At 65.8% G+C, this 14341-nt stretch carries 12 protein-coding genes and 2 CRISPR repeat arrays; of the genes, 2 read left to right on the forward strand and 10 right to left on the reverse strand.

Annotated elements, in window-relative coordinates; translation table 11 throughout:
- The first annotated feature begins 130 nt into the window (after positions 1 to 130).
- Positions 131 to 577 carry a hypothetical protein gene (locus AB0C16_RS38685; protein WP_357690885.1) on the forward strand — a complete coding sequence of 149 codons (447 nt, stop codon included), beginning with the start codon at positions 131 to 133 and terminating at the stop codon, positions 575 to 577.
- Here AB0C16_RS38685 and AB0C16_RS38690 read toward each other — a convergent pair.
- The 3 genes from AB0C16_RS38690 to AB0C16_RS38700 form a co-directional block, all read right to left on the reverse strand.
- The gene (locus tag AB0C16_RS38690; RefSeq protein ID WP_357690887.1) at positions 574 to 1482 is read right to left on the reverse strand and encodes an aminoglycoside phosphotransferase family protein; all 909 of its coding nucleotides are present in this window, start codon (positions 1480 to 1482) and stop codon (positions 574 to 576) included. The genes AB0C16_RS38685 and AB0C16_RS38690 overlap by 4 nt on opposite strands.
- Positions 1479 to 2171 carry a GntR family transcriptional regulator gene (locus AB0C16_RS38695; RefSeq protein ID WP_357690889.1) on the reverse strand — a complete coding sequence of 231 codons (693 nt, stop codon included), beginning with the start codon at positions 2169 to 2171 and terminating at the stop codon, positions 1479 to 1481. Before AB0C16_RS38695 ends, AB0C16_RS38690 begins: the two co-directional genes overlap by 4 nt.
- 521 nt (positions 2172 to 2692) lie before the next feature.
- Entirely contained in the window at positions 2693 to 2956 is a 264-nt protein-coding gene (locus AB0C16_RS38700; protein ID WP_357690891.1) for a hypothetical protein, read from the reverse strand.
- 576 nt (positions 2957 to 3532) lie between these two features.
- Between AB0C16_RS38700 and AB0C16_RS38705 the strand changes: the two genes are divergently transcribed.
- A complete protein-coding gene (locus AB0C16_RS38705) occupies positions 3533 to 3781 on the forward strand; it encodes a winged helix-turn-helix domain-containing protein (protein ID WP_357690907.1) in 249 nt (82 codons plus the stop codon).
- A 238-nt stretch (positions 3782 to 4019) separates the two neighbouring features.
- Positions 4020 to 4483: a CRISPR direct-repeat array (repeat unit 24 nt; unit sequence GCCGCCCCGGAGGGCGGCCGCCAC).
- A 140-nt stretch (positions 4484 to 4623) separates the two neighbouring features.
- Here AB0C16_RS38705 and cas2 read toward each other — a convergent pair.
- Genes cas2 through AB0C16_RS38740 form a run of 7 tightly spaced genes read right to left on the reverse strand, consistent with a single transcriptional unit; the run spans position 4624 to position 12116 of the window.
- A complete protein-coding gene (cas2, locus tag AB0C16_RS38710; RefSeq protein ID WP_357690893.1) occupies positions 4624 to 4914 on the reverse strand; it encodes a CRISPR-associated endonuclease Cas2 in 291 nt (96 codons plus the stop codon).
- Positions 4914 to 5942, reverse strand: a complete 1029-nt coding sequence (cas1c, locus tag AB0C16_RS38715; protein WP_357690895.1) for a type I-C CRISPR-associated endonuclease Cas1c — start codon at positions 5940 to 5942, stop codon at positions 4914 to 4916. The genes cas2 and cas1c overlap by 1 nt, the downstream gene beginning before the upstream one ends.
- Positions 5935 to 6606: a CRISPR-associated protein Cas4 gene (cas4, locus tag AB0C16_RS38720; RefSeq protein ID WP_357690897.1), complete on the reverse strand. Its 672-nt coding sequence runs from the start codon at positions 6604 to 6606 to the stop codon at positions 5935 to 5937. The genes cas1c and cas4 overlap by 8 nt, the downstream gene beginning before the upstream one ends.
- Positions 6603 to 7469 (reverse strand): type I-C CRISPR-associated protein Cas7/Csd2, encoded by an 867-nt coding sequence (gene cas7c, locus AB0C16_RS38725; protein WP_357690899.1) that lies wholly within the window; start codon positions 7467 to 7469, stop codon positions 6603 to 6605. Before cas7c ends, cas4 begins: the two co-directional genes overlap by 4 nt.
- 24 nt (positions 7470 to 7493) lie before the next feature.
- Positions 7494 to 9221: a type I-C CRISPR-associated protein Cas8c/Csd1 gene (gene cas8c, locus AB0C16_RS38730; RefSeq protein ID WP_357690901.1), complete on the reverse strand. Its 1728-nt coding sequence runs from the start codon at positions 9219 to 9221 to the stop codon at positions 7494 to 7496.
- A 4-nt stretch (positions 9222 to 9225) separates the two neighbouring features.
- Positions 9226 to 9921, reverse strand: coding sequence for a type I-C CRISPR-associated protein Cas5c (gene cas5c, locus AB0C16_RS38735; protein ID WP_357690903.1), 696 nt, complete (start codon positions 9919 to 9921; stop codon positions 9226 to 9228).
- The gene (locus AB0C16_RS38740; protein ID WP_357690905.1) at positions 9918 to 12116 is read right to left on the reverse strand and encodes a CRISPR-associated endonuclease Cas3''; all 2199 of its coding nucleotides are present in this window, start codon (positions 12114 to 12116) and stop codon (positions 9918 to 9920) included. The genes cas5c and AB0C16_RS38740 overlap by 4 nt, the downstream gene beginning before the upstream one ends.
- 179 nt (positions 12117 to 12295) lie before the next feature.
- Positions 12296 to 14299: a CRISPR direct-repeat array (repeat unit 20 nt; unit sequence CCCCGGAGGGCGGCCGCCAC).
- Positions 14300 to 14341: the final 42 nt, after the last annotated feature.

A 14341-nucleotide genomic window follows, 5' to 3' on the forward strand; every position in this document is an offset into this window, starting at 1 on the left:
CAGCACCTGAAGCTCCTGGTTGCGACGGTGATGGTTGTGGTGATCAACCCGTCTACCAGGAGCTTCTTTGCGCCACCTGCCGAACATCAGCATCGCGATCATGCTGTGATCAGGGCACGCGTCCAGGAGGTTGGAAAACGTTCAGTGTGCACGCGCACTGCTTGAGGCCGAGAAAATCTTCAGTAAGCGCAACGTTGAAGACGATCCTCCATGGTCCCGCTACTTCGACGCGGCGGAGCTGGCCAGTGAGGGAGCACACTGCTACCGCGACCTCAGGCTTCCGTCTCAGGCAATGGAATTCGTGGGCCAAGCCGTCGATCTCTGCGACCCGATGTACGTCCGGACACTCGCCTTTGACCGCCTGGTCCAGGCGGCCAGCCACGTCCACATGGGCGAACCTGGTAAGGCCGCACTGGTTGCCTTCGAAGCGGTCAACCTCGCTGGATCACTTAAATCTGAGCGCTACCTGCGATACATCCGAGATCTCAACGCCGATCTCGCCGGGTACGAGTGCGAAGATTCGGTGCAAGCATTCAAAACCCTTATCGCTGAGAAGTATCCTTCGCTGGACCCTTAGAAGGGTCGCCACCGTCGAGGCGCCTCCGGATTCTGGAGACAGAAAAGGCGACTGCGGAACTCTCGCGCGATGGCCTCATCTTCGTTGACGTTCTGCATCAGCCAGGTCGTCATCTTCAACTCGTTGATGTCCCTGAGCACGGGGTAGCCCTCCCAGGCCAAGACATCGAATCCGTACCGTTCGGCGAACTGATCATATTCGGCGCGAGTACCCCAGCCTAGCGAGTGTTCGAGGGCTGTGACGGCGAGATCGGTTTCAGGCGGTCCGAACGCGAAACGCTCCAAGTCAATGAGAACTATGGTGCCGTCAGTGGCTTTGATGAGGTTGTCGGAATGCGCGTCGCCGTGAACAGCGCATGAGGTAAGAGGGAAGGTCAGAGCAGTGTAGGCGGCCTGAAGCTCTTGATATCTCGCCAACAGGAATTGGCGTTCCTCGTCCGACAGGACATCAGTCGAGGTGATGCGTTCTGAGACGCGCCCGAGGATATCGAGCTTTGGGAGTGCCAGGTCTGCAGGAACCGGCAACTGATGGAGGGAGCGAAGGACTGCGGCCAGGTCGATAAGATCTGCGACGGCTCCATCGTTTCCGATGAAGTGCCACAGTGTTACGGGCTTTCCCCTAACGATAAGGGGTTGCTCATGAGTTGTCGTTCTCGCCGCTGGGAGACCTGCTTCATGGAGCCAGGCCGATACAGCTACCTCTTTGCGAGCGTCGGCAAGAACATCCAAGCTTCGGGCGATTCTCACCACGACTCGTTCGGCAGCCAAGACAAACAGAGCGTTCTCGCCGAGACGTATGAGCCGAGCGTCTTCGCTTGCGAGGTCGGCAACTTGACATACCTCTTGAAGGGTCGCCTGTGCTTCGTTGGAGGTAAAGGGAATTGCGGGCGGCTGGGATACAGTCACGAAGAACCCTTTGGTTGCGACTTGACAACGCGGCCTCGTCCGGTCCTCTTTTCGATTACCCCTTCTGCTTCCAATAGCGCGAGAGCCCGTCTGATGGTGATACGACCGACACCCCGCTCTTGAGCCAGCAAGTTCTCACCGGGAAGCACAGCACCTACGGCCAACTGGCCGGCAGCTACTTCCTGCCGCAGCTCATCGGCAATATCGTCGGCACGGGTACGCGCGTGATCAGGCCCTCCCACGAACCACCCTCTGCCGTGAACGGCAGCGATCACCCGCTCAGAGGCCAGTAGTTGAAGCGCCTGGCGGGCGGTTCCCTTCGACACGCCGAACTCATCCGCCGTTGCTGCCTCACCAGGAAGTTGCTGGCCGGTAACCAGTTCGCCGCTCTCAATGCGCTTGCGAAGGGCCTCGGCGATCGTCTCGTACTGTGTCGAGGCTCCACGACGGGCGCCTGGCGGTCCTTCGCCAACGACGCGACGTCCGCGGCCTGCCTCGCTGGCCACCAGTCCTGTGCGCTCCAGCTCGGCGACTGCCTGACGAACCGTTCCTCTCGCCACGCCGTACCTCTGAGCAAGGACGGCCTCGGAGGGCAGCAGGTTGCCGGCGGGAGGATCGCCTTGGCGAATGCGGCTGCGGATGTCCTCAGCTATCCGAACGTAGGTGGGGTCATCCTTCGCCTTGCTCATCGCGCTCCCTCGCCGAGGCACAGTGTCTCCAGGGTAGGGCGGACGGGCGAGGACCTGCGAGGCATCGCGGCCCCACGCCTCTTCTAGTTCTTCCCCCGATGGAGCCAGGGGACGCGGCACGACGCCAGCTTGCTCGTTGCGGGGCGACTGAACGCCACGCAACACGGAGCGCCGGTTCTGTTCCTCTCAGACGCCACTACGCAGCACTACGGCGGACGCGCGGCCTCGATAACGCCGTAGGCCCTTCGCGTGTTCTGCGGTTGCGACGCTTGAGCCCAGCGGCAGCACGGGCTAGCTCTGTGCGATGTTCCGCCTCGTGCTGAGCAATGAGACCAACCCAGACCAGACGCGCCTGTCGATAGAGCCCCCTGCCAGCCTCCTCGTAGCCCTCGGGATGCTTGGCTCGCAGAATAAGGAACTGCCCTCCCTGGCAGGCCCACTCGTACGCCCCGCAGCATGAGGTCTCCGTGATCCGCATACGGTCCCGACGCACGTGCGGCTCCCACTGGGGGATGGGCACGTCAGGAGCCACGGTGCGTCCTCGCAACGGCGTACTCCTGCAGATACCGATGGACGTTGCGGCGGCAGCGCTGCCACGTGCACGCGAAGGCGAGCTCTAGCCGCGTTTCGGCCTCCAGCTCCTGCCTGACACCGAAGGCGACCTCATCGGGGGTCAGCTTGGGCAGTGGCCTTGCCCGCCAGACACCCTGAGCGTCGCACCAGACGTAGAACCGCCTGAACGCACCGTCCAGGTCGTCAGGCAGACCGCCGAGCATGGAAATCATGGCTGGTTGATCTCCCGGTGTTGTGCTGCGCAGCGCGGCTGCGCAGCCAGGTGCAGGTGGAAGCGAGTTCCGGAGGCGTCACAACCGCCAACTCCGGATGCAGGCCGAAAGGCGATCTCGTCGGCTGTCAGCTCGGGCAACGGTCTGGCTCGCCAGTCGCCGAGGGGACTGCGCAAGTCATAGAACCGTCTGAGCGCCCCACACAGGCCAGGGTCACGCAACGCGTCCCCCATGGAAGTCATGCCCGATCACAACGCCGGGGCGCCACCTCGCGAGCGCTGACCCAGACCCGCTGAAGACACTTCAAAGGTGCGGCGACACGACCCGGAAGGGCGGCAGGTGGGTCGTGTCGCCGCTGCCGCGCAGTCCCATCGCGCGGCAGCACGACGGCGGACGCCTGGGAAGAGTCGTCGCCGTCGTGCCTGTCTTTGGTCACCGACGGGCGGGACTCCGCGGTCCCCGGGGGGTTCAAGACCATGTCGGCAGGATAGCCGGGATACCCATGCTTAACCATGGTCTTCCAGGGTACTGCGTGAGTTTCCATAGGTGCGCGTGGGTGAATACGGTCATTAGGTGATGATCGAGTGGCGGACAAACGCACCGAAGTGGGTCCAAGTGGCTGACGTGCTCAAAGCCAGAATCGCGGACGGCACGTACCCTCCGGACACGCAGCTACCGTCACAGCATCAACTCGTGGAGGAGTTCGGCATCGCACCGAACACCGCTCAGAAGGTGTTGACCAGGTTGCGCGAGGAGGGCACCGCGTACTCAGTTCGCGGTGTCGGCACGTTCGTCCGACCCGCCGACGCCCCGCAAACCGATTAATCAGTGGGCGCCGTGAGGAATTCTCCATAGTTGGCCAGCGGCCTACTACGAGGACATCAACCTCCTTGGGCGCTACGCCTTCACCCGTGCCAACGTCGCCAGCGGGCTACGCCCTTCCACGAGCTGACCCAGCAGCCCAAATGGCTACAAGCGCACCCAGTTTTGGTACGGATGCCGCGCCGATGCCAGTGGGATGACCTTGCGGGCGATATCGGGCATGGGCACCCCGCGCTCGCGGAACGAGCGCGGCGGCGGCCGCCACCGCCGGTAACCCCGCACCACCACGCCCGCCCAGGTGTTGCGATGCTCGGCCGCCCCGGAGGGCGGCCGCCACTAGCACCGACAAGCGTCTTTACCTGCGTGGTCTCGATGTTGCGATGCTCAGCCGCCCCGGAGGGCGGCCGCCACTACCGGGGGCCGACCGCGACGTACGCACATCACAGGGTTGCGATGCTCAGCCGCCCCGGAGGGCGGCCGCCACTTCTTGACCTGGATGTTTGCCTGGTCGGCTAGCCTCGTTGCGATGCTCAGCCGCCCCGGAGGGCGGCCGCCACACGGCAAGAGGCTCCGCGTCAGCGTCGAGCTGACGCAGTTGCGATGCTCAGCCGCCCCGGAGGGCGGCCGCCACACCAGGGTCGTACACGTGGCCGCGCGCCATGTGTACGGTTGCGATGCTCAGCCGCCCCGGAGGGCGGCCGCCACCGCATTTGATCAGCGGTTATGCCTATCAGATGCACTGAGAAGAGCTCTCGAATTGCCTTATCAAGGAACATATGGACCGATACCTCATTAGGTATGCCCGGCGTGTCGAATGCGAGCTTAAGGTTCCAAATCAGTGGAGCTCACATGATGAGCGGGTCGTGGTGGGGTACTGGTTCGGCGGTTCCGAGGCGGTGGACGGCTGTGAAGCCGTTAGCGGGGAGCCGGTAGACGCGTATGGAGTCGTCGGCGGGGTCAATGATGCGGGTGGCTCCGTCCAGGAGGGTGAGGAGTTCGGCGTCGGTGCAGGTGATTTCGAAAACCGACTTCTGCACTCGGTGTCCGTAGCCTTCGCAAAGTTTGGCCACCTGGCGGAGTCGGCGTCTGCCTTGTGGGGTGGTCGTGGAGACGTCGTAGGTGAGCAGGAGTTGCATTAGCTGACCGTCCACGGGACGTAGGCGGGTAGTTCTCCCCGGATGTGGCGGGCCAGTAGGCGCGCTTGGATCACTGGCAGCAGTGAGGCGGAGACCTTTCGGCCCAGCAGTTTGTGGGGCCACTCTTTGGTCTTCCAGGCCTGCCACTCGGTGAGCACCAGGCGTCGGCCGTCCTCGGTGAGTTGGACGGCGCCGCCTGGAAGAGTTTCGAAGTGCTCGGCACGGAGTTGCTTGCGGTTGAGCAGGTTGAGGGCGAGGCGATCAGCATGGATGGGGCGGAACTCCTCCATCAAGTCCAAGGCCAGGGCGGGTTTGCCGGGGCGTAGCCCGTGGAGGAAACCGAGGTAGGGGTCGAGGCCCACTTGCTCAGCGGCACCGTGGACAAGTGCGCGGGTCAGGCCGTAGAGGAAGGACAGCAGGGCGTTGACCGGGTCGGTGGGCGGGCGGCGTGTCCTGGAGGTGAAGGACGCGAAGTCGGGCGTGGTGCGCAAGATCGTGGCCAGGCCCTGAAAGTGCAACTGGGCGGCGTGCCCTTCCCAGCCCATGAGCTCATCGAGGTCTGCCGCGTCTCGCGCGCGGATGAGCTGATCTTCGAGATCTTCGGCCAGGGCTCGCAGCAAGGTCTGGTTGCTGGTGGGAGCGTCACGTGCGGCGCGTAGCAGGACCTGGCGGGAGTTGTGAAGCTTGCCCGCGATGCAGCCGCGAGCGATCGCCAGGCGGGCCGCGGGGGCGGCATAAGCCAGGTGCTGGGCGTGGCGGAGCAGGACGTTTCCACGGGTGGGACCGTCGACACGGCCGAGGAAGCGTCCGGACAGGCTCATCCAGACGATCGAGCGGCCGTCGTCGGCGCAGCGGGCGAGGAGTTCTCCGGACACGGTGACGTGGCCATAGACGACGATGCCGTCCAACCGGCGTAGTGGCAGGGCACGTTTGGGCGCTTCGGGGACGACCACCTTGAGACTGTCGTGGTCCAGGTGGAGGCTGGCGCCTTGGGTTTGGACGTAGAGGGTGTTGAGGAGCTCAGTCATCCCATGTCGCTTCTGGTTGAGGGAGGAACAGGGCTGCGGCCGTCTGGTTGAAGACTTTGGCGCGTGCCAGCAGTCGGGGCATGCACATGTCACGCATGGAGCATCGCCGGCAGCGTTGGTCGGCGGGTGCGGTGGGCAGGGTCATCTGGGTGATTGTGTGTCTGACGGCGTCTGCCAGGTCGACAACGCGCTCGCGCAGGGCGTCGTTGACGCTGACGGTGTGTCTGCGCCGGTCCGCACCGCAGTAGATGGCGGCAGTGGGGATCGTTTTGCCGAACATCGCCTCCAGGCACATCGCCTGGCCGCCCACCTGGACGTCGGCCGGCCCGCCGGGGGTGTAGCCGCCGGACTTGTGTTCGACAGGGATTATGCGGCCGTCGTGGTGCAGTTCAACGACGTCGCAGACGCCGACCAAGGCCAGGGCATCGTGCCAGACGGGCAGCGCGCGGAGCGTGCGGACGGCACCGCGTGACTCGTTGCCGGGCTCGTGTACGCGCTGGTGCATGAGTGTGCCGCGGGTGGTGGCGGCATCGTCCGCGTATCCGTCTTCTAACAAGATCAACCCCGCCTGGCGGGGGCAGTAGGCGTGGTGTTCCAGTGCCGACAGGGTGACCTGGACGAGCGAGCCGCCGAGCGAGGCGGCCCGCTGCGGGGTGGGGGTCATCCGACCAGGTGCGCGAGAACGACTCCTTCAGGCAGGTCATTGCCGATGGAGACGGTGTAGTCGATGAAGGAGCGGGGAGCAATCACGTCCGGGTTCGGTTTGGCCTGGACACGCTCCAGGAGTTGATGGGCCGGAGCGCGGCCGAAGGCGTCATCGTGGCTGAAGACGTACAGGCCGCGCAGGGCCATCTCTCCACGGCTAGCGGCGCGATCGTGGTCGAACATCAGCGTCAATGCCCGCCAGAAGATCTCCAGGTCCTGGCTTTGCACGCCTGTACGGCGAGCCAGAGGGGCGCTGAAGTGGCCATAGCCGAGGTAAAGGCCGTAGGGGATGGCGTGCTTGTTACCCATCTCGGTGGACTCGCCCTTGTCGATGTCGTCCTGGCGCGTCTGGGTGATGCGGGTGATGCCGTGCTCCTGGGGCAGGACAGGGCTGATGGAGCGGGAGAAGGTCAGCTGCATCGGCCCCTGAACCCTCCCGCAGGGCTTGGTACCGGTGCTCATGACCGCGCCGAACATGCGTACGTCGAAGAAGGTCTGGCACATCCACTGCTGGGCTTCGGCCTCGGACTTACGCCGTTGCTTGGGGTCGAGGTCAAGGGCGGCATAGGCGCGCTCGTGCTGGGCGTTGAGCGCGACACCGCTTTCGACGTAGATGTCGTAGCCGGCAGCGCCCTCTTGGAGCAGTGCCACCACGTTGCGGATCTTGCGTTTGATGGCGACGTCGGTCACCAGGCCCTGCCCGGTCTCCGGATCGGTGCGGGGCATGCCGCCGGAGTCGGGGTCGCCGTTGGGGTTGCCGTCACGTACGTCGAACAAGAACGCGAAGTCGTGCTTGCGCGCGGGGTCGAGATGAGCGGACATCTGCGGGTCCTTTCAGGGGCCGTATCAGGCGGATTCGGTGACCGCAGCAGCCTTACTCGCGGCGGCCTTACGTGCCGCCGCCCGATCGGTGGCACGCTGGTGGTGATAACCCAGGACGAACATGCCTTGCCCGGGCAGGTCGAGTAGCGCGGGGATGCCGGTGTCGGGGAACTTCGCCAGCACCTCTTCCAACCGCTGATCCAGCGCGACCCCTGCGCCGCGGTTGGTACGGCGCAGCCGCCGCAGGTGGCCTGTGGCGTTCTTACGCAGCATCGTCAGGACTGGCAGCGGCCTGCCCATCGCGGCGCCGAAGAACTTGTCGGCGATGGTGGTATTGATCTCGACCAGCGCGGCGCGCTGGATGTCTTCCAGTACGGCGAACAACCGCCCGCTGACATAGCCGGGATGCCGATTGTCCGGGTTGAGGCCGTCCAACAAGATCTCCTTCAGGGCGGTATGAGCGCGTACGAGAATGATCCGGAGCAGCGCGGCGCGGGCCAGGTCAACGTGACCGTCGGCGCGGATGCGCTGGATGAGATGGGAAAGCAGATGCTCGGGCAACCGAGTGCAGCGCAGAGCGGCCGCCACTAGGTCACGGTCGGCGCCCTTGGGGCCGCTGTCCTTCACGTAACCCTTGCCGTCGTATCGCCCGAGGCTTGCGGCCATCCGCCAGGACGCGACCTGCTGGGCGCCATCGGTCCACAGGTCGGTCATGGTGTGCTCGGTGAACCACGTGTCGACGTTCTGGCACACATCTACCAGGGGGATGTCGATCCAGTCACGGATCACCACCCGGCTCTGGTTGGCCGACAAGGTGATGGCATAGAACCGGTTGTGCTCAAGCCAGGAGGCCCGTCGGCCCTTCGGCAAGCGCACCTGGTCGATGATCTCCTTGACCTGTTCCGGCCTGGCGTTACGGACCGAAGCGAACGGAGAGATCGGGGCAGTCTCACGTAGCCACCAGGTTGTGACGCTGTCCGGGTCCCGGTGACGGTGATGGGGGTCGGCCAGTAGCGCGTTGAGCGCACCCATGGAGCGGCTACCGCAGGTGTCGCAGATCGGGGTGTTGGCGAGCTGGATGCGGCCGCCGCGCCCCTGAGCACTCTTGTTGATGGACACCAGTTGCGCGTCTCTGCCACGCCCGTCGGCGACCGGGATCGCCCCCGGTTTGACCGGCTCGGGGATGGTGTCCAGGAGCGGGCCCTCTTTACCGCAGGACAGGCAGATGCCCGTTCCGTTGGAGGAGCTCTTACGTCCGCGGACGACGCGACCCCATGCGGTGACTGCGGAAGGCAGTCCGTGCAGCCACCCCTGCCTTGTCCTGATGGCCACAACGTCGGACGAGTTGGCATGTTCGGGAACCGATATCCGAAGGTGGGCGCCGTCTGTGAAAAAGCGCAACGCAGCCGCTGCCAGCGGTTCGTCCGCTGCCCAGCCTTGGATGAGCTTCACGAAGTCGGTGTTGCGCCGCTGCGCATCCTTGACCTGCTTGTCGCTGTCGTCTTTCGGAATGCCGAGCACGTATTGCAGGGTGTCGGTCAGCAGGAACGGCAGTGAACCCGTCCCGGAGCGCTGCACGTACGGCGTGGCCAGAAGCTGTCCCGCGTTGGCCTCGGGGCTGCTCAGGTCGATCAGTTGAGCGCTTTCCAGGATGTCCAGGTCGATGGCCCAGCGGACGCTCCGAACCCGGTAATAGGGCGGAGGCAGGTCATCACGAACTTCAGCGTGCGCGGCCAGTTGTTTGATCAGCATGTCGTCACCGCCGCCCGCCGGTGCGACCGGCCTTCTTGGTGGAAGGCAGCTCGACGCCCGCCGCCGGAACCTTCATCACACCGTTGTCCAGGTCGGCTTCGAACCAGCGATAGGTCTCGCCGGAGTTGCCGTAGACGATGCTGTGCAACATCACGCCGACGCTCTCGTCAGACTCGATCGGCATACGATCGGTCTGCCGTTGAAAGGACGCGGAGAACTCCCGGACTCCCAGGAACGGTTGGGAAAAGCAGGCCCCCCGCTCGACCCGCCGGCGAAACTGATCACGGTACTTGGCGACCGGGTCGGTGGCGTGCGGGCGCAGCCGTACCTGGGCGTGGATGCGGTAGGCCACGTCACGCAGGCACACCATGTTGCGCTGGTCGCGGTCGGCCTCGGCGTCGAAATGCACCGAGGTATCGGCCATGGCGTCACGGATCCAGCTCATCGACAACATGGAGGAGACCTCGTTGCGGCGGATCGACATCCACGAGATCGGCTTGAGCACGTCGATCTGCTCGATGCGATAGTCGAACTCCGGTCGCCAAAAGATCGCCTCCAGCACGCCGCAGGCTGCCGAGGGCGTCATCAATGGGTAACTGACCCGCTCAGTCTTGAACTCCGGCCGAGTAAAGCAGGCGTACGGCCCGTCCACCTCCACCACCAGGGGTGGCAACGGATGACGAGCTTGGGGGTCGGTCAAAACACCAGCTCCTTAGGGTCAGGGGAACCCAACTCGATGCCTCGCCGTGGGTGATAGTCGCCCAGCCATTCGATGAGGTCGCCGACGACCGGCACCGCCAGCCCTTCCTCGACGGCCTTTCGCGCGGCGCCACGCGGCAGGGTGGCCAGATAGGGACGCAAGGCGCGAAGCTGAGCGCCCGCGCCGGGGTATCCGCCGCGTAGGTGCGCCAAGATGCGGTCCACCTCCCCGCTTCTTTCCTCGGATTGAGGCTCTTCATCGCCGTATCGAGTGACCACCGGAACGGTCCACTCATCGATCATGCGAAACAGTTCGCCCACCCGGGGAAAGTCATGGACCTGCCGTTCGCGCTGGATCTCCTGGCCAGCCTGTTCGACGTTGTGAAAGTCGAAGCGGGCCCGGTAGTAGGAATCCAGCGCGTCCAGATCATCTGGAGCACAGTGAGGGCCGAACCGATCCCGGGTGGCCTCCAGCGCCGCGCCGTACAACGCCTGGACGCCCCCGTTGCCGTCTTCGGGATCAAAGATGATCACTGTGCCGTAAGGCAGACGGCCGCTACGGTTTATGCGGCCAGCCGCCTGCTGCAACGAGTCAGCCGGAGCAAACGCACGGAATCCGTATGGAAAGTCCAGGTCGACGCCGGCTTCCACCAGTTGAGTACTGCACACCGCGACCGGTTCATCATCGGCAAGTAGCCGCTTGATCTCGCCCAGCGTGCGTCGCCGATGTTCCGCCGCCATCCGGGTGGACAGGTGCAGCGCCGGACGATGCTCCTCAAGAAGGCCGTGGATACGCTGGGCGTCTTTGGTGGTGTTCACGATTGCCAGAACCTGCCGCTGAGCTGCGGCCTCTTCGGCGATGTCAGCGAGAGTCGGCTTGGGGTCCAGCCGCCACTCATACCGCACCCGGTTGAGCGCCTGATACAGCGGCTTCGGCTCAGCGAGCACATCCGTGATCGGCATGCCGCGCAACGGGCTCAGCAACTCGAATGGCGGCTGCGTGGCTGAGGCCAGCAGCACCGTGGAGCCGAACCGCTCGGCCAGGGACCGCAAGGCCGACACGATCGGGATCAACAGTCGATCCGGCAGCGCCTGCACTTCATCCAGCACGATTACCGCCCCGGCCAGGCGATGCACCCGCCGCATTGCGGCTGGCTTACTGCTGAACAGCGACTCAAACAGCCGGATCGTCGTGGTCACTACGAACGGCGCGTCCCAGTTCTCCGCAGCCAGCCGCTGCCAGCGCGTCCTGACACCACCGCCGTCCAGATCGATACCGCTGTGATGCTCCAGCACCACCGGAACTCCGTCCGCACCATCCAGTAGCCGGCGGTACACATCGGCGTTCTGCTCGGTGATCGACATGTACGGCACAGCCACGATGATCCGCTTCAACCCGTGAACTCGTGCGTGATGGGTAGCGAATCCGCCAATCGCGAACGTTTTGCCTGACCCGGTCGGCCCAGGAAGCCGGTAGACACCTCGCGGTCCGCCTGCCGCAGCCACCGCCTGCTGGTACACCCCCTCGCGTAGTCCGTCGATCGGCGAGGGCTTGGCCTCTGCCAGCGACTGGACCCGACCCTGCTCGAACTTCTCGACCAACTGGGCGGCGCTGACAGGATGCGGGCACCGCGCCGCAGCTGCGAAGTGCTCTTCGGTATCGAGGAAATCGGCGTCGACTACCGTGCTGAAGACCATTCGCACCAGCAGATCCATATCGTGCGGGTCGACCGGTTTCCCATCCGTCAGCCATCCAGGCAAAGCCAGCGGATTGGGCAGGCGGATCTCCGGAACCAACTCCTCTACCCGTTTGATGGCCTCGGCTACGAGCGGAGCAGTATCGGCGTACCTCAGCTCCTCAGCCAAGCGCGCGGCACTCGGCAACCCACCATGATGGCCGAACACGACGGCCGCCATGATGCCCAGCTGCTGTTCATCGAGCAGCCACGCACCTGCATGCTTGTGCGGCACCCCGACACGACCGCCATGCACCTCAGCATTGATCAGCCCTTGCTGCCATTCACACGTGCCCTTGCCCACGTCGTGCACGAGACCACAGTGAGCCGCCAGCGCCTCCCCACCGAAGACCTCGGCGAACTGCCCCGCTCGACGCGCCGTACCACGAAGATGCTCGTCAAGCTCGTGACGAATCCCGTCACCATCACGCGCACTGTGCGCCCAAAGATCTCTGGCCATCCCGCCCCTTTGCGGAGAAACCAACGAGACCCGAACTGTAGATGGCGCCACCGACAATTCTCACGGGAACCGCACAGATAGTTACCGAACAGATTCGAAGGGGGGTCGGGTCAAGCTAAACGGCGGTCAGCTTGACGTGACTCTTGGTAGTGTCCCTGCCCTACTCCAGAGGTGATCATGTTGCGATGCTCGGCCGCCCCGAAGGGCGCCCGCCACCTCGGCATGGTCCTGCCGGAGATGTCCCGCTACGGCGTTGCGATGCTCGGCCGCCCCGGAGGGCGGCCGCCACCCGGCGAGGACACAGCCGCCGCCACTGCGACGGTGTTGCGATGCTCGGCCGCCCCGGAGGGCGGCCGCCACCGGGTGGCGGTAGCTGTAGGTGAGCATGGCGCGAACGTTGCGATGCTCGGCCGCCCCGGAGGGCGGCCGCCACGAGGATGAAGTGCAGCGCCGCGGCCAGGCCGTGAGCGTTGCGATGCTCGGCCGCCCCGGAGGGCGGCCGCCACCCGGGGCCGCGGCCGTCGCCATCGACCACGTCCCCAAGTTGCGATGCTCGGCCGCCCCGGAGGGCGGCCGCCACGCTCTCGAAGGCGGCGAATTCTACGACGTCCTGATGTTGCGATGCTCGGCCGCCCCGGAGGGCGGCCGCCACCCGGCGAGGACACAGCCGCCGCCACTGCGACGGTGTTGCGATGCTCGGCCGCCCCGGAGGGCGGCCGCCACCTTTCGAGGTCGACGTCGGTGTCAGGGCCGTGCCGCTGTTGCGATGCTCGGCCCCCCCGGAGGGCGGCCGCCACCCCGCACCCACATCTGCCACGTGCCGTCCGTGAGCACGTTGCGATGCTCGGCCCCCCCGGAGGGCGGCCGCCACGCCGCGCGCAACGCGGGCTTCCGGCCCTGATCGAAAGGTTGCGATGCTCGGCCCCCCGGAGGGCGGCCGCCACGGGCCGGGATGGCGTACGCCACCAGCGAGGAGTACGAGTTGCGATGCTCGGCCCCCCCGGAGGGCGGCCGCCACCGGTGACGACGCCCAGGCCGTGGTGCTGGCCGGTGGCGTTGCGATGCTCGGCCCCCCCGGAGGGCGGCCGCCACCCACAGCAGCCAGCGTCTTCGGGTCGGACTCTCCGTGGTTGCGATGCTCGGCCCCCCGGAGGGCGGCCGCCACTCTTGAGCGTGATTACTTTCTGTGATGGGGAGAGGTTGCGATGCTCGGCCCCCACGGAGGGCGGCCGCCACTCTCAGTCCGCCGGCCAAGCGGGGGAGGGCGGGTGTTGCGATGCTCGGCCCCCCGGAGGGCGGCCGCCACCCGTGCCGTACTCCAGGACGTTGGCCACCGTCGAGTTGTTGCGATGCTCGGCCCCCCCGGAGGGCGGCCGCCACCGCGCCCGAAAAATCCGATTCGCCCATGCCCGCCCGTTGCGATGCTCGGCCCCCCGGAGGGCGGCCGCCACCGTGGGCATGTTGGAGCGTCACGAGGCCCTGTACCTGTTGCGATGCTCGGCCCCCCCCGGAGGGCGGCCGCCACGATCCTATGGCCGCACGTCGAGCGCGCGTCGGACGTGTTGCGATGCTCGGCCCCCCCGGAGGGCGGCCGCCACCACAAATGGGCGAAGCAGTCGCACTACTGCAAGGTCGTTGCGATGCTCGGCCCCCCCGGAGGGCGGCCGCCACTTTATGAGATCGCCGAGGCTAAATACGGCAAGGCGTTGCGATGCTCGGCCCCCCCGGAGGGCGGCCGCCACTTTATGAGATCGCCGAGGCTAAATACGGCAAGGCGTTGCGATGCTCGGCCCCCCCCCGGAGGGCGGCCGCCACCGTACCGGGGGCCGGCCGCGACGTACGCACATCACAGGGTTGCGATGCTCGGCCCCCCCGGAGGGCGGCCGCCACTCGGGCTTGGTCCCTCTCCCGTACGAACCACAACGCCAGTTGCGATGCTCGGCCCCCCCGGAGGGCGGCCGCCACTCCGTTCGGTTGGGGGTTGTCCTGTCTTCCGGCAGGTTGCGATGCTCGGCCCCCCCGGAGGGGGGCCGCCACCCCCCGTAGGCTCGCCTAGTCACCTCACCTTGTGTGGTTGCGATGCTCGGCCCCCCCGGAGGGGGGCCGCCACCCCCCGTAGGCTCGCCTAGTCACCTCACCTTGTGTGGTTGCGATGCTCGGCCCCCCCGGAGGGCGGCCGCCACCCCCCGTAGGCTCGCCTAGTCACCTCACCTTGTGTGGTTGCG

It is taken from the genome of Nonomuraea sp. NPDC048916 (assembly GCF_040649575.1).
GTDB lineage: Bacteria > Actinomycetota > Actinomycetes > Streptosporangiales > Streptosporangiaceae > Nonomuraea.